This is a genomic window from Mycobacterium sp. ZZG (assembly GCF_054786995.1).
In genome coordinates this window covers 1-20,026 of sequence record NZ_JBTBFV010000049.1, presented here as the reverse complement: position 1 = coordinate 20,026, position 20,026 = coordinate 1, and the positions used below count along the sequence as shown (strand labels likewise).

Below are 20,026 nucleotides of genomic sequence, written 5' to 3'. Positions count from 1 at the left end.
CGTTGCGGTACGTGCTCGAACCCAATCGGGTCGAGGCGCAAAGAGTGGCACCGATCTACACGCAGGGCGAGAACGTGCCCGCCGCCGACCGCGGACCGCTATGAGAGTTCCTGCAACGGCGCGAAGGTTAAGCACACCCTGGTCGTGACCATAGTGCCTCGCAAGGGGCCCTTCCTGATGTCGCCGCGCGAGGTGCCACCTCGTCGCCCAACCCGACATTGGCGACAAGATGGTCGCGACACTGCGCAATGCTGCCTGACGTTCCGGCACCGCATACGGCACAGTACGCCCCTCACATCCCGAGTCGATTAGAGCAGCAACCTTGTATGCCAAACCGACGCCCCCGGCTGAGAAAACACGTCCTTGGGGCGGATAATTAGTAGCTGTGCTGTACATACAGTGCATATTCTAGGAGGTTAATCGGCCTCCTGTCAGCCTCCGTAACATTGCCATACGGACGGCATTTCAAGCCGTCTGAATATGGTGACATCGGTAGTCTATTTGCTCAATCTTCACGCTTGTAACCGTGAGGCATGCTGTGCGGCCCCTAAGTCGCCAGTGCCGACTTTGGCTGTTTCTCTTTCAAAGATCGCCAAGAGCTGCTTATTATCTTGGCAGTCAAATTTGCTAGAAGTGCACGTCCGGTCTCGATCCGTCATGGGCGTGTGCGGAGCCAAGAGGACGGCCCGGGCGGGCCAGACGAGCGAGGGTTGCAAAATGGGCTCAGGAACCCATCGTCGGCATGCCGTACCGAGCAAACCTCGCCACCAGAAGCAGAAGAACTCCAGCAACGCACAGGCGACCTACCCGACCTTCCGCCTCGCAGGCGGCACCTCCACCTCGACCGCTCCTCCGCTCACCGCAAGCACCTACGCGAAGTACATCGGCCGGGTCGGCGTGCTGGCGGTGGCTCTTGGTGTCGGCGCTGCGGTCACCACAGGCCACGGGCTCGGGGCAGCGCACGCCGACACCGGCGCGGCATCCAAGGACTCCTCGTCGAAGGATCCGTCGTCTTCAACAGCGTCGAATGAGTCGACCGACCAGGTGTCTGACGAGGACGGTGGAGACGCCGAAGACACCGCAGACGACTCCGATGCCGCCGACCAGGAGACGGCCGACACGGAACTCGACGACCCCGAACTCGACGACTCCGAGACGGTGGACGAGCCGACCCAGGATGTCGAGGAGGAGACCGAACCGTCGACCGAAGTGGTGGCTGTTCCGCCGGTCGACGATGCGGCACCGGAGGCTGCCGAGCAGGAGCCCGTGCCGCAGAGCGCGCCCGCGTCCACCGAGTCCACCGAAAGTTCGGCCGACGTTGCGCCGCTTCCCGGATCGCACGACTCCGGCGCGGCGACCTCGGATCCATCCGGCACATCGGTCGAGCTGGATTCACCGGCCGACCCGGAGGCAACGGCCCTGGACGAGGACGGAAAAGACTTCGGGACCAACATCTTTCAGACAAGTCTCACCGACGAATCCCAGCCGCCGGCCACGGCGTCTTCTTCCGCGGCCGCTCCGGTCGCCGCGGTCGGGAGCGTCCAGGCCTTCGTCTCCTCGCTGTTGTCCCCGTTCGTGGCGCCGGGGCCGGTCGCACCGGCACGGCCCCCATTTCTGTGGGCACTGCTGGGATGGATTCACCGCGAGATCCAGCGCACGTTCTTCAACCGCACCCCTGATGTGCGGCCACAGGAGCTGACGCTCGTGCTGGACCCGGGCGTGGCGAGTGGCCCCATCTCGTTCAACGGTTACGACTACGAAGAAGACGCGATAACCTACTTCGTGCCGACGCGCGGTGTCCCCGGCGGCCCCAAGCACGGCACCGTGACCGTCGATCAGGCGACGGGCACGTTCACCTACACGCCCGACGCGGGCTTCACCGGCACTGACGATTTCTTCGTCACCGCAAGCGATGCCCGTAGCCGCTTCCACCTCCACGGGCTGTTCGGATTTCTGCGGCCGCACCGGGGCCATACCGATGCCGCGAGGATCACCCTGAACGTCGTCACCCCGGCCGCCCCGCCGGTGGTGAACAACGACTCTTACGCGACCGCCGAGAACAACGCAGTGGTGGGCAACGTGCTGTCCAACGACAGCGATCCCACCCATCAGAACTTGACCGCCACACTGCTATTCGGTCCCTCCCACGGCAGCGTCACGCTGACGCCGAACGGAGAGTTCACCTACACACCGAGGCCCGGCTGGAGCGGCACAGACGACTTCACCTACACCGCAACCAATCTCACGTTCAGCTCGACTGCGAGCGTGACGATCACCGTCACCCCCGTCAACCAGGCTCCGACGACCGTCGACGACTCCTACGCGACGACCGAGGACATGGCGGTCACCGGGAACGTCCTGAACAACGACAGCGACCGCGAAGGCGACGCTGTCACCGCGGCGCTCGTGACCGGCGCCAGTCACGGCGACCTCACGTTCAATGCCGACGGATCGTTCACCTACACGCCGGACCCCGACTTCAACGGCATCGACCACTTCTCCTATGCCGCCTCGGACGGATTGCTCACCAGCGCACCGACGCTGGTGACGATCACTGTTGCCGCGTTCAACGACGCGCCGGTGGCCGGCGACGACTCCTTCGCCATCAACGAGGACGGCATCCTGACCGGTTCGGTGCTGCGCAACGACAGCGACGTGGATGCCGATCCGCTGACTGTGTCGCTGATCTCGGGGCCGGCCCACGGCAACCTCACCTTGAATCCGGACGGGACGTTCTCGTTCACGCCGTTCGCCGACTACAACGGAACCGACTCGTTCACCTACACCCTCAGCGACGGAACGGCCGGCGACACCGCCACCGCCACCATCACGATCGCCCCGGTCAACGATGCCCCCGTCGCGCATGACGGGTCGTTCGTCGTCAACGAGGGAACCAGCTACACCGGCACCGTGAATGTCATCGACGTCGACGGCAACACCCTGACCAGCACGGTCATCGCCGGCCCGAACCACGGCACGCTGACACTGGATACCGACGGGTCGTTCATCTACACCCCCGATGCCCAGTACAGCGGGACGGACTGGTTCGCGTTCGCGGTCTCCGACGGCACGGTCTCCAGTGCGCCCGCCGTCATCCAGATCACGATCGCCCCCGTCAACAACGCGCCCGTCGCCCATGACGACACCTACTCGATGAACGAGGACGCCATCCTGGCCGGCTCGGTGGTGTTCAACGACGCGGATGCGGACCGCGACACCCTCACCGCCGCAGTCGCATCCGGACCGAGCCACGGTGTGCTGGTCCTCCATGCGAACGGCTCGTTCACCTACACGCCCACCGCCCACTACCACGGCACCGACAGCTTCACCTACACCCTCAGCGACGGCACCGCCACGAGCAACGCCGCCACCGTGACCATCGCGATCAACCCGGTCAACGATGTTCCCGTCACCGGTGACGACATCTACAGCGTCGACGAAGGTGCCGTGCTGACCGGCAACGTCCTGACCAATGACCGTGACGTGGAATCCCAGTCACTGACGGCGTCTGTGGCCGACGGCCCCCTGAACGGCACCGTGGTTCTCGACTCCGACGGCAACTTCCAGTACACGCCCAACGCGAACTTCAGCGGAGTGGACTGGTTCACCTACCTCGCTTCCGACGGCTCGGCCGTCAGCACACCGGCGGTGGTGGTGATCGTGGTCGCACCGGTCAACGGCGCGCCGGTGGCCAACGACGACAGTTACACGGTGGTCGAGGACGGCATCCTGGCCGGCAACGTGCTGTCGAATGACGTTGACGATGAGGGAGATTCACTGACCGTGTCTCTGGTCAGCGCGCCGGCGAACGGTGCGCTGGTGTTGAACGGCGACGGCACGTTCGTGTACACACCGGCCGCGAACTACAACGGCACGGACTCATTCACCTACATCATCGGCGACGGCCGCCTCACCAGCCGGACAGCGACTGTCACCGTCACCGTCACGCCAGTCAACAACGCGCCGGTCGCCGTCGGCGATTCCTTCAGCACCGACGAAGACTCCGGGCTGTCGGGCGATGTGCTGACCAACGACACCGACATCGACGGCGACAGCCTGACCGCCACGCTGGTCACCGGCCCGGCACACGGAACCCTCATCCTCAACGCCGACGGTTCGTTCGAATACACCCCGCACGCCGACCACCGTGGCACCGACATCTTCACCTACACCGTCACCGACGGCACCCTCACCAGCTCGGTGGCCACCGTCAGCATCACCATCAACCCGGTCAACGACACCCCCACCGCGGTCGGTGATTTCTTCACCATCGACGAGGACGCCGTCCAGTCCGGCACGGTGATCACCAATGACGACGATGTGGACGGCGACCCGTTGACCGTGTCCCTGGTCGACGGACCCGCCCGCGGCACCCTGCTCCTCAACGCCGACGGCACCTTCACCTACACCCCGCACGCCGACTACCACGGCACCGACAGCTTCACCTACACCGTCACCGACGGTACCCTCACCAGCTCGGTGGCCACCGTCAGCATCGTCATCGACCCGGTCAACGACACCCCCGTCGCCGGCGACGACTCGTTCACATTCGACGAGGACCACATCCTGACCGGTGGAGTGCTCGCCAATGACAGTGATGTGGACGGCGACTCGCTGACCGTGTCCCTCGTCAACGGCCCCGCCCGCGGCACCCTGATCCTCAACGCCGACGGCAGTTTCACCTACACCCCGAACGCCGACTACCACGGCACCGACAGCTTCACCTACACCGTCACCGACGGCACCCTCACCAGCTCGGTGGCCACCGTGAGCTTCACCGTCAACCCGGTCAACGACACCCCCGTCGCCGGCAACGATTCGTACACCGTCGCCGAGGACGGCACCTTCACCGGTAACGTTTTGTCCAACGACACCGACGTCGACGGCGACAACCTGACCGCGACGGTGGTGGACGGACCCGCCCACGGCACGCTGACCTTCAACGCCGACGGCAGTTTCACCTATACCCCCGACACCGACTACCACGGTGTGGACAGCTTCACCTACCGGGCTTCGGACGCAGCCACGACCGGTAACACCGCACTGGTCACGATCGCGGTGACCGCCGTCAACGACGCCCCGGTGTCGATCCACGACAACGTCACCACGAATGAGGACACCTCGGTGACGGGCAATGTCCTGGCCAACGACACCGACGTCGACGGCGACGCGCTGCAAGCGACGGTGGTGGCCGGACCCGCCAACGGCACGTTGATCCTCAACGCCGACGGCACCTTCACCTACACCCCGAACGCCGATTTCCACGGCACCGACACCTTCACCTACGAGGCCGGCGACGGCATCACCACGAGTTCTGCTGCCACCGTGAGCATCACGATCAACCCGGTGAACGACACCCCGGTCGCCGACAACGACAGCTACGCCACCGACGAAGACACCTCATTGACCGGAAGCGTCCTGGCCAACGACACCGATGCTGACGGCAACCCGCTCACCGCAACGCTTGTCACCGGACCCGCCAACGGCACGCTCACGCTCAACGCCGACGGCACCTTCACCTACACCCCCATCGCCGACTACCACGGCACCGACAGCTTCACCTACACCGCCGGCGACGGCGCGGCCGCCAGCAGCACCGCCACTGTCAACATCACCGTCGCGCCGGTCAACGACGCACCGGTCGCCGCGGGCGACGCCTACACCACCAACGAAGACACTCAGCTGACCGGCAACGTACTGACCAACGACATTGACGCCGACGGAAACCCGCTTACCGCAACGGTGGTGACCGGGCCCGGCCGGGGCACACTGACGTTCAACGGCGACGGTACCTTCACCTACACCCCGGACGCCGACTACCACGGCACCGACACCTTCACCTACGAAGTAGGCGACGGCACCGCTACCAGTTCCGTTGCCACCGTCAGCATCACGATCAGCCCGGTCAACGACGCACCGGTCGCGGTCAACGACAGCTACACCACGAACGAAGACACCAAGCTCACCGGTAACGTGCTGACCAACGACACCGATGCCGACGGAAACCCGCTCACCGCGGCGGTGGGCACCGGACCGGCGCACGGCACCCTGACCCTCAACGCCGACGGGTCGTTCGAGTACACCCCGGATGCCAATTACCACGGCACCGACGTGTTCACCTACACGATCAACGACGGCGCGCTCAACAGCAGGACCGCGATCGTGAGTATCGCCATCGCCGCCGTCAACGACGCCCCCGCAGCCGTGAACGACAGCTACACCATCAACGAAGACACCCCCCTCACGGGCAACGTCCTGGCCAACGACACCGACGTCGACCGCGACATGCTGAAAGCGACCCTGGTGAACGGGCCCGCGCACGGCACCCTCACCCTCAGTGAGAACGGCACCTTCACCTACACCCCGAACACCAACTACAACGGCATCGACACCTTCACCTACACGGTCAACGACGGTACCACCACCAGTTCCTTTGCCACCGTGAGCATCACGATCAGCCCGGTCAACAACGCACCCGCGGCCGTCAACGACAGCTACACCACCGCCGAGGACACGCCATTGGGCGGCAACGTGCTGACCAACGACGTCGACGCCGACGGCAACGCCCTGACCGCGACCATGGTCGTGGGACCCACGTCCGGCACCCTGACCCTCAACAGCGACGGCTCGTTCACCTACACCCCGAACGCCAACTACCACGGCACCGACAGCTTTACCTACACCGCCGGTGACGGCACTGCCACCAGCACGGTGGCCACCGTGAGCATCACAGTCAACGCCGTCAACGACGCCCCCGTCGCCACCGGCGACACCGTCACCACCAACCAGAACATCGCGGTCAGCGGCAACGTGCTCAACAACGACACCGATGTCGACAATCCCAAGACCGCGCTGACCGCCACGGTGGTCACCGGCCCCGCCAACGGCACCCTGATCCTCAATGCCGACGGCACCTTCACCTACACCCCGAACACCGGCTATCACGGCGCCGACAGCTTCACCTACCGGCTCAACGACGGTGCTGCGGACAGCAATATCGCCGCCGTCAGCATCACGGTCATGGACAACGTGGCGCCGGCGGCGGTCGGGGTTCAGACCTCCAACGGCGGCGGCACCAACGGGCTTCTACAGCAAGGCGACAGCATCACCTACACCTTCAGCGAGCCGATAGATCCCGCTTCGATCCTGTCCGGCTGGAACGGCACATCCAGAAACGTCGTCGTCCGGGCCTACGACGGCAACATCCTGCTCGGCCTGCTGGGCGGCAACGACACCCTCCAGGTCTACGACTCGGCCAACAGCAGTCTGCTGCCATTGGGCACCCTCGACCTGGGCCGCGACGACTACGTCACCGGGCTGCTCGGCGGCACCATCACATTCGGCGCTTCCGGCAGCCCGTCCACGATGACGATGAGCGGCAGCACGATCACCATCGTGCTGGGCACTTACGATTCCATCTTCCTCGGCGCCGGCCGCAACATCGCACTGGGAACCGGAACCATGGTCTGGACGCCGTCGACGACGCCGAAGGACCTTGCGGGCAACGCCCTCTCAGGCGCACCGGCCACCGAGTCGGGAACCGCTGACAGGGACTTCTGAGGACGCCGGGCGGCCTGAGTTCTGTTACTCCGTCGCCTGATTGGGCTCAGCCGCCAGCTTGAGCGGTGCGTGCTCGACGACCTCATGGGTGCCGGGCCGGTCGTCGTAGCGGCGCATGTACTCGTCGATCTCGGCGACGATCTCCGGACCCGGTACTCCCCACCATTCCCGGTAGCCGTACACATCGCCGAGCGGCCGGTGCCCGCGGTCGCCGTCGAGAATCTCGACGTGGTTCGGGCTCAGCATCGCCGGGTGGCGCACACCGGCCGCCTCCGAAACCTTCAGCAGGTCACGCCGGAGGGTCATGACGTAGTTGGCCACCCGGTGTGACTTCTGTTCCGGGTCTAATCCGCTTGCCAGCCAGGGGTTCTGCGTGGCCACGCCGGTCGGGCAGCGATTGGTGTGGCACTTCTGCGCCTGGATGCACCCGATCGCCAGCATCGCTTCCCGCGCCACGTTGATCAGGTCCACCCCCAAGGCGAAGGCCACGATCGCATTGGCGGACAGCCCTAGTTTGCCCGAACCGATCCACGTGACACGGTCACACAAGCCGCGCTCTGCGAACAGGCCGAACACGCGGGAGAAGCCTATCCGGAACGGGAACGACACATGATCGGCGAAAACCAGTGGCGCCGCGCCGGTTCCGCCCTCACCGCCGTCGATCGCGATGAAGTCGACGCCGCGCTGCCCGTCCTCCATCCGGTCGGCCAGTGTCTCCCAGAAGCCCAGCTCCCCCACCGCAGACTTGATGCCGACGGGAAGTCCGGTGGCGTCTGCGATCCGCTCCACGACGTCGAGCATCTCGTCGACGTTGTTGAACGCGGTGTGCCGGGACGGGCTCGCGACGTCCTTGCCCTGCTCCACGCCGCGGATCCGGGCGATCTCGGCGTTCACCTTGGCGCCCGGAAGATGGCCACCCAGACCGGGTTTGGCGCCCTGGCTCAGTTTGATCTCGATGGCGCGCACAGGTCCGGAGCCGACGACCTCGACCAGCCGGTTCAGATCGAAGTTCCCGTGTTCGTCACGGCAGCCGAAGTAGCCGGTGCCGATCTGGAACACCAGATCGCCGCCCTGGCGGTGGTGGTCCGACAGGCCGCCCTCGCCGGTGTTGTGCCAGAAGCCGGCGATTTTGGCGCCCTTGTTCATTGCCTCGATGGCCTGGGGGCTGAGCGAGCCGAACGACATCGCTGACACGTTGACCACCGAGGCCGGGCGGAAGGCGTGCCGGCGTCCGCGGGGCCCGCCGAGAACCTTGGCGCCGGGGACCTCGATGTCGCGGCCGTGGATCGGTGATGCGGGCACGACATCGGAGAAGGTCGCCTGCTTGATGATCGGGTACGCGGCGTTCTCCGTGTCGTTGTCCGTACCGAAGGCGAAGTAGTTGTTCTCCTTCTTCGCCGAGGTGTACACCCAGCGCCGGTGATCGCGGCTGAACGGCCGCTCCGCATCGTTGCTGGTGATGATGTACTGGCGCAGCTCCGGGCCCACCGACTCCAGCAGATACCTCATCCGCGCGATGACCGGGAAATTGTGGCGGAGGGCGTGCTCCTTCTGCAGCAGGTCCTGCACCGCGATGCCGGCCAGAGCCGCGGCCGGAGCCAGTGCGGCGAGCGTCCGCTTCTTCATGGGACCAACACTGCCACACGGACCACCCCGGCGGTCCATGTCAGTGATCGATTAGCCGGACCGTGTCAACATCGGCCTCAGGCGCGACGGTGAGATCTCAGCTGCCGCGTCCACGGCGCCGATCAGGTGGGCGGCCCAGCCGAGCAGTCCGTCGACGTCCACCGAATGCGGTGCGGGCGCGCCGACCTCCTGCAAGCGGCCGGCGCCGCGGCGAAGCAATGCCGATGCCCCGGCCGGGTTGCCGCGCTGGATCTGGGTGATGCCGACGGCGAGCTGGGCCAGTCCCTGCCACAGCGGCCTCTCATCCTCGGGGCGGTTCTTCCACGCCGCCTCCAGCACCTCGTGGGCGTTGAAGGCCAAGCCCCTGTTCAGCAGGTCCTGGGCGTAGGCCAAGGACTGGGCAGGCGGCAGCGCGAGATCGTCCGGGATGCGGGGCACGCCGTCGCTGCCCGGCGGAAGCGGCCGGCCCAGCGCGTCCCGGGGACGGGCGTTGCGGGGCCGGCCTGCTTCGTCGCGGGTGCGTTCGACCATGGGGACATGATGCCCCCGCAACCTCCACCGCTACACCTGGGCGGCGGCCTTGCGGGCGGCGATTTTGGCGCGGACATCATCCATGTCGAGCGCCTTGACGCGGTCGATCAGGTCCTCCAGCGCCGCGGGGTGCATGGCGCCGGCCTGCCGGTAGACGAGTACGCCGTCCCGGAAGGCCATCACGGTCGGGATCGACGTGATCTCCAGCGTGGCGGCCAGGTCGCGTTCGTGCTGGGTGTCGACCTTGGCGTACACGACCTCGGGATGCGCTTGGGATGACCGCTCGTACACCGGGGCGAACGCGCGGCACGGGCCGCACCATGAGGCCCAGAAGTCAACCAGCACAATCGCGTTGCCGGTGATGGTGGACTCGAAGTCGTCGTAGGTCAGGCTTGTGGTCGCCATTGACGTTTCCTTTCTCGAGTGTCCGTGTGTGGCAGTGGGGATCGAACCGTCAGGCCAGGCCCTTGAGCATCAGGTTCCAGTACATGAACGGCAGGCCGTATTTCTTCAGGTACCAGTAGCCCCGGTGCGGCTTGGTCGGGTTGATCAGCGGGAACGACGGCGTGAGGTTGAGGTCGTAGTCGAACTCCGCCAGCAGCATCGCGTGCGAGGACGTGACGATCGGACATGATCCGTAGCCGTTGTAGGAGGCGGTCAGTGGACGGCCCGTCAGCAGGGAGTCGATGTTCTGGACCACCACCGGCGCCTGCTTGCGGATCGCGGCCCCGGTCTTGGAGTTCGGGGACGATCCGGCGTCGCCGAGGCTGAACACGTTGGGGTACCGCACATGTTGCATGGTGTGCTTGTCGACCTCCACGTATCCGTTTGCATCGCCGGTCGACAGCGGGCCGGACTTGATCCAGTCCGGGGCAGACTGCCGGGGTACGGCGTGGAGCACGTCGTAGGGCAGCACGGTCCCGGAGCCGCCGTCCCCGCCGCGGGTCACGCCCACCTTGTGCGCCGCGGGGTCGACCGAGGTCACCTCCGCGTCGGTGTGCACGGTGATGCCGTAGTCCGCGGCGACCGCGTCGAGGCTGTCGGCGATCGCCGGGATGCCGAACAGCCGTGGCGTCGGCAACACCAGATGCACGTCGATGTCGGAGAGCACGCCCTGGGCCCGCCAGTAGTCGGCGGCCAGGTAGGCGATCTTCTGCGGCGCGCCGGCGCATTTGATCGGACCCGACGGCATCGCGAACACCGCTGTCCCCGAACGCAGGTCGCGGATGAACTCCCAGGTCCGCGGCGCCAGATCGAACCGGTAGTTCGAGGACACCCCGTCCTTGCCGAGCGCGTCGGCCAACCCCTCGGTGCGGTTCCAGTCCAGCTGGATGCCGGGACAGACCACGAGCACGTCGTACTCGTAGACCGCACCGTCGGCGCAGCTCACCGTGTTGTTGTCGGGGTCGATCGTCGCTGCGGCGTTTTTGATCCAGGTGGCACCGGTGGGCATCACCGAGGCCTCAGACCGGGCGGTCGTCGCCGCCTTGGCCTGACCGCCGCCGACGAGCGTCCACAGCGGTTGGTAGTAGTGCACGTCGGACGGTTCGATGACCGCGACATCGGAGTAACCCTTGCGCAGCAGCCGGGCCGCCACCGAGATGCCGGCGGTACCGCCGCCGACGATGACGATCTGATGCCTGCCGGTGGTCATGATCTCTCCTCACCACTCAGGCGTTCTGCCGGGACTCTTCCCAGGCGCCGAATCCGCCCAGGATGTCGCTGACGTCGGTGAAACCATTGCGCCGCAACAGGCTTGCGGCCACCGAGGACCGGTATCCGCCGGCGCAGTACACGACGGTCGGTTTGGCCGGATCCAGTTCGCTCAGCCTGGCCGGCAGCTGGCCCACCGGGATGGTGAGCGCGTCCGGGATGGTCCCCGCGGCCACCTCACCCGGGTTGCGGACATCGACGGCCTGCAGGTCGGCCAGTTCCGCGGCGCGCTGATCGAAGGCCTTGGCCGTCAGTCGCGACGCCCTCTGGACGTCGTCCTGATGGGCGGACATCACCTCGAACGGGCGATCCAGATAGCCGATGACCCGGTCGAATCCGATGCGGGCGAGGCGGGTTTTGGCTTCCAGCTCCTGGCCCGGTTCGGTGAACAGCACGATGTCGACGTCGGTGGGGACGACCGATCCGGCGAACTCGGCGTAGCGGCCCTCCAGCCCGATGTTGATCGCGCCGCGCAGGTGGCCCATCGCGAACTCCTCGGGTCCGCGCCCGTCGACCAGGACCGCGCCGCCGGCCATCGCGTCACGCACCTGCTCGTAGGTCATGGCTGCCGGCATCTTGGTCTCGTCCAGCAATTCCCGGTCCTTACGGTTGAGGATCGCGTCGTAGACGAAGTAGCTCGGCGCCGGCGGCTGACCTTCGGTGACCAGCGCCATGAAGGTGTCCTTGTCGGGCGCGCGCAGCGCGTAGTTGGTCTCCTTCTGCTCGCCCATCGTCGACCACAGATCGGTGGACAGGTTCTTGCCGCAAGCTGAGCCCGCGCCGTGGGCCGGATACACCCGGGTGGCATCAGGCAGCGTCATCAGCTTGTTGTGTAGCGAGTCGTACAGCTTCTCGGCCAGCTCCTCCCGGGTGAACCCGATCGAGGCCAGCAGGTCGGGCCGGCCGACGTCACCGATGAACAGCGCATCGCCGGTCAGCACTCCATAGGGCACCTCGTCGTCGGCGTGCTCGTACACCACGATGCTCATCGACTCCGGCGTGTGGCCGGGAGTGTGCCGGAACTCCAGCGTCACCTCGCCCAGCGAGTAACGCTCGCCGTCAGCCACGCCCATCGAGTCGAACTCGGTCTGGGCGACCGAGGAGTACACGATCTTGGCGCCGGTCGCCTTGGCCAGCTCCAGGTGGCCGGACAGGAAGTCGGCGTGGAAGTGCGTCTCGATCACGAGTTCGATCGTGTAGCCGAACTCCTCGGCGTCGGACAGGTACTCGGCCACGTCCCGCTGCGGGTCGACAACGACTGCTCGCCCGGTGGTTTCGTCGGCGATCAGATAGGACGCGTGGGACAGGCAGTCCAGGTAGTACTGGATGAACTTCATGACGGTGGTCCTCTCATTCGGTAGGTGGGTCCGACCTTCTGCATCCCAGACTGCCGATACCCCTATGGGTATGTCAAGTACCCCATGGGGTATAAAAATTCCATCTGGTCTGTACCCCTGGGGGTATGTGTACCATGGCCCTCAACATACCCCCGGCGGTATCGATAGGTCGAGCCGCTCCCGAGGAAAGGACTCGAAGAATGACCGCACTCGCCACCATCGATTCCCACGACCTGAACCGGATGCTCGGGTCGGCCGCCCCGCCGCGGGTGCTCGACGTGCGCACCCCGGGCGAGTTCGAGACCGCCCATATCGCCGGGGCCTACAACGTGCCGCTGGACCTGCTGCGTGAGCACCGCGATGGGATCATCAAGCACCTCGACGAGGACGTGGTCCTGGTCTGCCGGTCCGGCCAGCGCGCCGCCCAGGCCGAGGAGACTCTGCGCAACGCCGGCCTGTCGAACATGCACATCCTCGACGGCGGAATCACCGCCTGGGAGGCTGAGGGATTCGCGGTGAACCGCGGCGCTGCGCGTTGGGATCTGGAGCGTCAGGTCCGGTTCGTGGCCGGCTCGATCGTGCTGTCGACCATCCTGGGCAGCATCGCCGCCCCGAAGCTGAAGTGGGTGGCCGGCGCGGTCGGCGGCGGACTGACGTTCGCGGGCGTGTCCAACACCTGCGCGATGGGCATGCTGCTGTCGAAGTTGCCGTACAACCGAGGCGCCTCGTGCGACGCCCAGACCATCGTCAGCCAGCTGGTCGAGCGATGATCGCGCTCGCCATCGGCCTAGCCGTGTTCGTCGGCGTCGCGCTGGGACTGCTCGGGGGCGGCGGCTCGATCCTGACCGTCCCGCTGCTGGCCTACGTGGCCGGCATGGACGCCAAACAGGCCATCGCCACCTCACTGCTGGTCGTCGGCGTCACCAGTGCCATCGGCGCCGTCTCACACGCCCGGGCCGGGTGTGTGCAATGGCGCACCGGGCTGATCTTCGGGGCCGCGGGTATGGCCGGCGCCTACGGTGGTGGCCTGCTGGCCCGCTTCATCCCGGGCACCGTGCTGCTCATCGGCTTCGCGTTGATGATGATCGCCACCGCTGTCGCCATGCTGCGCGGGCGGAAGAACGTTCACACCGCCGAGGGCACCCACCGGCTGCCCGTTCCCAAGATCCTCGCCGAGGGCCTGGTGGTCGGCCTGGTCACGGGCCTGGTCGGCGCCGGTGGCGGCTTCCTCGTGGTACCCGCCCTTGCGCTGCTCGGCGGACTGCCGATGCCGGTCGCGGTCGGCACCTCGTTGATCGTGATCGCGATGAAGTCGTTCGCGGGTCTGGGCGGATATCTGTCCAGCGTGCAGATCGACTGGACGGTGGCGCTGGCCGTGACGGCCGCGGCCGTGGTGGGCGCACTGATCGGCGCGCGGCTGACCGCGATGGTCAACCCCGATTCGCTGCGCAAGGCGTTCGGCTGGTTCGTGCTGGTGATGTCCTCGGTGATCCTGGCCCAGGAGATCCACATCGGCGTCGGGATCGCCGCGGCGGCATCGACCGCGGTCGCCGCGCTCATGACGTTCGCCTGCAGCCGGTACGGGCATTGCCCGCTGCGCCGGATCACCGGCATCGGGGCCTCGGGGGGCGCGCCGGCGTGACGCGGGGAATACCCCCGCGGGTACCATCGCTGTAACGTCCGATGAAAGGAGATGCGCCATGGTTGGTGACGAAGACGCGATCGCCGCGGTGCTCAACAGGCTGCGCAGGGCGCAGGGTCAGCTTGCCGGGGTGATCTCGATGATCGAACAGGGCCGGGACTGCAAGGACGTCGTCACGCAGCTGGCGGCGGTGTCTAGAGCGCTGGACAAGGCCGGCTTCAAGATTGTCGCCACCGGGTTGCGGGAATGCCTGACCGGAGAAGCCGCCGACGGCCAGAAGCCGATGTCCGAGGCCGAGCTGGAGAAGCTGTTCCTGGCTCTGGCCTGAAAACCAACAGATCGGAAAAATCATGGGCTACGCATTGTCGACCACGCTGCACACAACGTTTGAGGATGCGGTGGAACGCACCCGGAAAGCGTTGGTGGACCAGGGTTTCGGTGTGCTCACCGAGATCGACATGAAAGCCACCCTGAAGGCGAAGCTGGGCGAGGACATGGAGGACTACCTGATCCTCGGCGCGTGCAATCCGCCGCTGGCGCATCGCGCGGTCAACGCCGACCGCCAGATCGGACTGCTGCTGCCCTGCAACGTCGCCGTCCGCGCCGACACATCGGGCGGCGACGATACGGTAATCGTCGACGCGATGGACCCACAGATCATGGTCCAGGTCTCGGATCAACCGGGCCTGCGCGAGGTCGCCGACGAGGCCGCCGCCAAGCTGCGGGCCGCGATCGAGGCACTGCAGTCCACCGACGACCGATAGGAACGTCGATTCGACATGGACACCGCCGTGGAGGTCACCATCATCGAGACCTCGGGCCTGGGTGATCGGAGTTACCTGATCAGCGCCGACGGCACCGCCGTCGTGGTCGACCCGCAACGCGACATCGACCGGGTGCTCGATCTGGCCGGCGAGCGCGGGGTGCAGATCACCCATGTTCTCGAGACGCACATCCACAACGACTATGTGACCGGCGGCCTGGAGCTGTCCCGCGTCACCGGTGCCGAGTACGTGGTGCCCGCCGGGGATGACGTGGGATACCGGCGCCGCGCGGTGAGCGACGGTGACGTCGTCGACGCCGGCCCGGTCCGGCTGCAGGTGATGCACACTCCCGGCCACACCCATCACCACGTCAGTTACGTGGCGCGCGATTCCCGTGATTCGGTGGTCGGGGTATTCACCGGCGGGTCGATGCTGCACGGCACCACCGGGCGCACGGACCTGCTCGGCGCCGAGCACACCCAGGAACTCAGCCACGCACAGTTCCATTCGGTGCGTCGGCTCGCCGCCGAACTGCCCGACACCGCCCAGGTGTACCCCACCCACGGCTTCGGCAGCTTCTGCTCGGCCACCCCGGCCAGCGGGGATTCCTCCACGATCGCCGATCAACGCCAGACCAATCCGGCGCTCACCCGGGACGAGCAGAGCTATGTCGACGAACTGATCGCCGGGTTGGGCGCCTATCCCGCGTATTACGCGCACATGGGCGTCATCAACACCGCCGGCCCGGAGCCCGTCGACCTGTCGCTGCCCGAACCGGTCGATCCCGACGAACTGCGGCGCCGTATCGAAGCCCGCGAATGGGTGGTGGACTTGCGTAGCCGCACCGCGTTCGCCGCCGGGCATCTCGGCGGCACGCTCGGCTTCGAGTTGTCGGAGTCCTTCGTCACCTATCTGGGGTGGCTGTATTCGTGGGGCTCACCGCTGACGCTCATCGGCGACGATGTCGACCAGATCGCCGATGCCCGAAGAGAACTCGCCCGCATCGGGGTGGACAACCTCACGGGCTCCGCAGTCGGCGACATCCGCGCGCTGGCCGCGGGCACGCCATTGCGGTCCTACCGCGTCTCCGACTTCGCCGCGCTGGGCGAGGCCATCCGGGAGAGGCGACCGGCCGTCCTCGATGTCCGCCAGAGCGGCGAGTTCGCCGAGGGGCACATCCCCGGCGCGGTCAACATTCCGCTGCACGAGCTGAGCAAGCGCCTCCAGGATGTCCCCGACGGCGAGGTATGGGTGCACTGCGCGTCCGGATACCGCTCCTCGATCGCCGCCTCGATCATCGACCGACCCGGCCGCACGGTGGTCCTCGTCGACGACGCGTTCGACCAGGCAGAGAAACTCGGTCTGGTCAGTTGATCGCGAACAACAATGCGCCGACGACGGCGGCAGCGAAAACCACTGTGGCGCTGCCGATCAGCAGCACCTCCGCCTGCGGGGCCCCGGTGACCACCCGGCCGGCGACGACCGGGCTGTCCCTGATCTGCCGCGACCGACGGTAGCCGAGCGCCAGCACCAGCAGTGCGAGCAGCGCCGCGGTGACGGCGAGCAGGATCCGTCCGGGCCCGAGCGGCCCGTGCTGACGCAACAGCACCAGGGCTCCACCCACGAGGAAACCGAATGAGCTTCTCTCCCAAGACAGCAACGTGCGCTCGGCGGGCAGGCCCGGTTTGGAGGGTTCGCGGCGGGGCATCTCACTGTCCGGTTGGCGGCCAGATCACCAGCACCGCGAGGACCGCCAGCGTCACGACGAAGATCGCGCCGCCGAGCAGCACCGGGGTATGGGTCGGCGGCAGCTCCTCGTCGCGGCGCATGGCCGCCTGCACGCGCTGCCAGCGGCGCACGGCCAATACGGCCAGCACCCCGCCGCCGGCGGTCAGCACCACGCTGAGACCGTGCCGCACGCCGGGGATCCCGAACGACGGCACGAACTGGACGACGGCGATGCCGCCGGCGATCAACGCCAGAGCCGTGCGGATCCACGCCAGAAAGGTGCGCTCGTTGGCCAGCGTGAAGCGGTAGTCCGGTTCCTCCTCGCCGGAGCTCATCGCATCGCCTCCCTCCCGCATCGTTGCTCAGCGTACGGGCCCCGCGTGATAGGCAGGACGGGTGAGCACCCAACCGCCGCTGTTGTTTGCGCTCGACCTGACCGGCACGTTCGTGTTCGGGCTGAACGGGGCGCTGACGGCCTTGCGGGTGACCCATCTCGAGGTGGTCGGCGTGGTGACCCTCGGCATGATGACCGCGTTAGGCGGCGGGGTGATCCGCGATGTGCTGATCGGCGCGGTGCCGCCGGCGACGTTCCTGTACTGGCCGTACTTCACCCTCGCGGTCTGCGGTGCGCTCATCGCGTTCGTGCTCAATCACTGGCTGGACCGGCTCGGCATGTCGATCACGATCCTCGACGCCGTCGGGTTGAGCGTGTTCGCCGTGATCGGCGCGAGCAAGGCGGTGGAGTTCGGCCTCGGGGCCGGCCCCGCGGTGCTGCTCGGCGTGATCACCGCGGTCGGCGGCGGCACCATTCGTGACGCCCTGGTCGGGCAGGTCCCGACGGTGCTGCGGAGCGAGCTGTACGCGATTCCGGCGCTGGTGGCCGCCGCGATCACCGTGGCGGCCATCGGCCTGGATGTCTATGGACTGGCCGCCGCGCTCGGGGCGGCGGCGGTGTGCTTCGTGATTAGGATGCTCGGCGTCCGCTACCAGCTCAACGCGCCTCGGCCACCGGGCTTTTCGAATCCGTCTTAGCCGTGTGCGCCGCCGCCGTGAGTATCGCGAGCAGACACAAACTCGCACGGGAGACGCCGAAATGATGCGAGTTTGTGTCTGCTCGCGATGGGTCAGCCCACGAAGTCCCGCAGCAGCTGCGCCATGATCGCCGGTTGGTCCTCGGGTATCAACGTCCAGGAGTCGTCAACGATCACCTTGCGCGCGTCGGGATAGAGCTCGACCAGCCGATCGGCATGCGCGAGCGGCATCATCCGGTCCTCGCGCGCCCACACGACGAGCACCGGCCGACCGAAACCCGCCAATTTTTGTGACATTTCGAGTAGGCGGCGACGCGGGGGCGCGCCCGTGGCGAACTTGACCAGGTCGCGACGTATTGCGGCGTTGCGCGCGGCGGGACCGAACCACTCGTCGAACAGACTGTCCGGGATCCCGTTCTTGGCCATCGCTCCGTACGCCCGGCGGCTGTGTCGGAAGAAACGGGTGCCGAGCAGCCTGCTCAGTACCCAGCCACCGCCGGGCAGTCGGCACAGCAGTGCGGCGGGGCGGGCCGGCGCGGGCGGGAAGTTGTCGAAGGCTTCGCAGGAAGCGAGCACCAGTCGCCCGACGCGCTCGTCGCGACCTTCGCTGATCACGAATTGTCCTCCGCCCCAGTCGTTGAGGACAAGGGTCACATCGTCGAGGTCGAGCGCATCGAGGAAGTCGGCGAGGATGCCCGCGACGCCGGTCTGTGTGAGGTCGGCGTCGTCAACCATCGGCATCGTGTGCGCACCCAGTGGCAGGGTCGGCGTGATGCACCGGTAGCCCGGCAGCAGCGGGATGACCTTGCGCCACTGCCGCCCGTCCATGAGCAGCCCGTGTCCGAACACCAGGACCGGTCCGTCCCCTCCGGTGTCTCCGTAGGCGATCGATCCAGCCGGCACGTCGACGGTGCGCATTCGCCCCTCCTGGATAGCTCGTTCTACCTACCGAAACGGTATGCTTCCGGCACTCGATGCGCGACAGGTCTCGCGGCACGGTTCGGCCTGGTCGGTGTCGGCGAAGAGGAGAGCCGGCGGCCGGCGATGATCACGCTCACCGCGTTGGAGGGCGCTTTCGTTCTGTGCCACACGCTACGGCCGACTGTGCGCGCCGCCGTGGCGACCGCGGCAGGCTAGGTCAGGCCGGCACGTTGGCCTTCAAGGTCGCCAACGCCTCGGTGGCGAGCCGGGCGAACTCGGCGGCCTCCTCGGCGTCCAGCGCCTCGGTGAAGAGGTCGGCCATCCGCCGGTTGGTCGCCTCTTCGATCTCGTCGTACCGATCCTTCTTGTCCGCACCGTCGGCGAACGGTTCGGGCCAGCCGAACATCGCCGCGTACTGCGGGCCCTTGTTGAGCATGTGCGCCTCGATCGGTGTAATCCCCGACAGCGACAGGACGTTGAAGTGCACCCCGGCCCGCAGTTCCCGCAGCACGAACATCACCTGCAGCGCCCGGGCGGGGGCGTCCTCGGCCAACGGCATCTCACGCCAGCCGGCAAACAGCGGTAGGGCCGCGATCGGCGTCGCCGCGATGAGCTTCTCCCCCAGCGCCGCGATGCGGTCCAGCCCGGAGGCGCCGGACAGGTACTTGCGCCCGAACTCGGCGGTCTGCTCCCAGTAGGTCTGCGCCGCGCCGGCTGCGCCGCGCACCGCGACACCCTCGTCCCACAGCGCGGCCACACCGGTCGGTTCGAAGACGGCGAACACCGCGGCCACCGTCCTGCCGGTGGCCTCGCCCAGCACTCCGCCGCGCCCGGCGATGTAGCCCGCCAGCGGGTTCTGGTAGCCGGCTGCGACGCTCCCGCCGAAGGTCTCGGGATGCAGCATGAACACCGCAACCGCCTTTTCGACGGCGGCCCCCGCGCTCGCAACGGAATCGGTCAGCGTGGCATCAGTCATGTCCGGAAGGTTAGCGCTGCCCTTTAGGTGCGGTCACCTCCGGCGCACCTGCCCTTGACGGCGTTGTCACTTAGCCTGGATACACCGATCGGCGGTTGGTGTGGGGTTGAATCTGGTTGTGAGGCTTTGAGCTGATGTATAGGTCCCAGTGGGCGTGGCTGATCGCCCGATCTCGGTATCGGGTTGTTCCTGTTGGT

Annotated in this window: 16 protein-coding genes; 7 read left to right on the top strand and 9 right to left on the bottom strand. The window is 66.8% G+C overall.

From position 1 onward, the window contains the following. Positions 1-717 precede the first annotated feature (717 nt). A complete protein-coding gene (locus tag ACXMYJ_RS22125; RefSeq protein ID WP_460358875.1) occupies positions 718-7,560 on the top strand; it encodes an Ig-like domain-containing protein in 6,843 nt (2,280 codons plus the stop codon). Positions 7,561-7,584: 24 nt separating this feature from the next. Here the strand turns inward: ACXMYJ_RS22125 and ACXMYJ_RS22120 are convergent, their stop codons facing one another. The 5 genes from ACXMYJ_RS22120 to ACXMYJ_RS22100 are packed head-to-tail and all read right to left on the bottom strand — an operon-like array spanning position 7,585 to position 12,767. Continuing rightward, positions 7,585-9,186 carry an FMN-binding glutamate synthase family protein gene (locus tag ACXMYJ_RS22120; RefSeq protein WP_260755996.1) on the bottom strand — a complete coding sequence of 534 codons (1,602 nt, stop codon included), beginning with the start codon at positions 9,184-9,186 and terminating at the stop codon, positions 7,585-7,587. 51 nt (positions 9,187-9,237) lie between these two features. Continuing rightward, a complete protein-coding gene (locus tag ACXMYJ_RS22115) occupies positions 9,238-9,717 on the bottom strand; it encodes a DUF309 domain-containing protein (protein WP_260755997.1) in 480 nt (159 codons plus the stop codon). A gap of 30 nt (positions 9,718-9,747) precedes the next feature. Continuing rightward, positions 9,748-10,122, bottom strand: coding sequence for a thioredoxin (trxA, locus tag ACXMYJ_RS22110; protein WP_260755998.1), 375 nt, complete (start codon positions 10,120-10,122; stop codon positions 9,748-9,750). Positions 10,123-10,171: 49 nt separating this feature from the next. Further along, positions 10,172-11,371: an NAD(P)/FAD-dependent oxidoreductase gene (locus ACXMYJ_RS22105; protein ID WP_260755999.1), complete on the bottom strand. Its 1,200-nt coding sequence runs from the start codon at positions 11,369-11,371 to the stop codon at positions 10,172-10,174. Between the two features lie 16 nt (positions 11,372-11,387). Continuing rightward, the gene (locus ACXMYJ_RS22100) at positions 11,388-12,767 is read right to left on the bottom strand and encodes an MBL fold metallo-hydrolase (RefSeq protein WP_260756000.1); all 1,380 of its coding nucleotides are present in this window, start codon (positions 12,765-12,767) and stop codon (positions 11,388-11,390) included. A 200-nt stretch (positions 12,768-12,967) separates the two neighbouring features. Here ACXMYJ_RS22100 and ACXMYJ_RS22095 point away from each other — a divergent pair, with 200 nt between their 5' ends. From ACXMYJ_RS22095 to ACXMYJ_RS22075, 5 genes are read left to right on the top strand one after another with little or no spacing between them, the layout of a single operon-like run. After that, positions 12,968-13,537, top strand: a complete 570-nt coding sequence (locus ACXMYJ_RS22095; protein ID WP_260756001.1) for a rhodanese-like domain-containing protein — start codon at positions 12,968-12,970, stop codon at positions 13,535-13,537. Then, positions 13,534-14,409 carry a sulfite exporter TauE/SafE family protein gene (locus ACXMYJ_RS22090; protein ID WP_260756002.1) on the top strand — a complete coding sequence of 292 codons (876 nt, stop codon included), beginning with the start codon at positions 13,534-13,536 and terminating at the stop codon, positions 14,407-14,409. The genes ACXMYJ_RS22095 and ACXMYJ_RS22090 overlap by 4 nt, the downstream gene beginning before the upstream one ends. 58 nt (positions 14,410-14,467) lie before the next feature. After that, on the top strand, positions 14,468-14,737 hold the full coding sequence (locus tag ACXMYJ_RS22085) for a metal-sensitive transcriptional regulator (RefSeq protein WP_260756003.1): 270 nt from the start codon (positions 14,468-14,470) through the stop codon (positions 14,735-14,737). A gap of 22 nt (positions 14,738-14,759) precedes the next feature. Then, entirely contained in the window at positions 14,760-15,173 is a 414-nt protein-coding gene (locus ACXMYJ_RS22080; RefSeq protein WP_260756004.1) for a DUF302 domain-containing protein, read from the top strand. A 27-nt stretch (positions 15,174-15,200) separates the two neighbouring features. Then, the gene (locus tag ACXMYJ_RS22075) at positions 15,201-16,547 is read left to right on the top strand and encodes an MBL fold metallo-hydrolase (RefSeq protein WP_260757869.1); all 1,347 of its coding nucleotides are present in this window, start codon (positions 15,201-15,203) and stop codon (positions 16,545-16,547) included. Here ACXMYJ_RS22075 and ACXMYJ_RS22070 read toward each other — a convergent pair. Both ACXMYJ_RS22070 and ACXMYJ_RS22065 read right to left on the bottom strand, forming a co-directional pair. Then, positions 16,540-16,881 carry a DUF202 domain-containing protein gene (locus ACXMYJ_RS22070; protein ID WP_260756005.1) on the bottom strand — a complete coding sequence of 114 codons (342 nt, stop codon included), beginning with the start codon at positions 16,879-16,881 and terminating at the stop codon, positions 16,540-16,542. The genes ACXMYJ_RS22075 and ACXMYJ_RS22070 overlap by 8 nt on opposite strands. A gap of 1 nt (position 16,882) precedes the next feature. Beyond that, positions 16,883-17,236, bottom strand: a complete 354-nt coding sequence (locus ACXMYJ_RS22065) for a YidH family protein (protein ID WP_260756006.1) — start codon at positions 17,234-17,236, stop codon at positions 16,883-16,885. 61 nt (positions 17,237-17,297) lie between these two features. Between ACXMYJ_RS22065 and ACXMYJ_RS22060 the strand changes: the two genes are divergently transcribed. Next, positions 17,298-17,933, top strand: a complete 636-nt coding sequence (locus ACXMYJ_RS22060) for a trimeric intracellular cation channel family protein (RefSeq protein WP_260756007.1) — start codon at positions 17,298-17,300, stop codon at positions 17,931-17,933. Positions 17,934-18,025: 92 nt separating this feature from the next. Here ACXMYJ_RS22060 and ACXMYJ_RS22055 read toward each other — a convergent pair whose 3' ends face one another. Together ACXMYJ_RS22055 and ACXMYJ_RS22050 are read right to left on the bottom strand one after the other, a co-directional pair. After that, positions 18,026-18,850, bottom strand: coding sequence for an alpha/beta fold hydrolase (locus ACXMYJ_RS22055; protein WP_443188286.1), 825 nt, complete (start codon positions 18,848-18,850; stop codon positions 18,026-18,028). Positions 18,851-19,070: 220 nt separating this feature from the next. Next, positions 19,071-19,829 carry an SCO6745 family protein gene (locus tag ACXMYJ_RS22050; protein ID WP_443188285.1) on the bottom strand — a complete coding sequence of 253 codons (759 nt, stop codon included), beginning with the start codon at positions 19,827-19,829 and terminating at the stop codon, positions 19,071-19,073. Between the last annotated feature and the right edge of the window lie 197 nt (positions 19,830-20,026).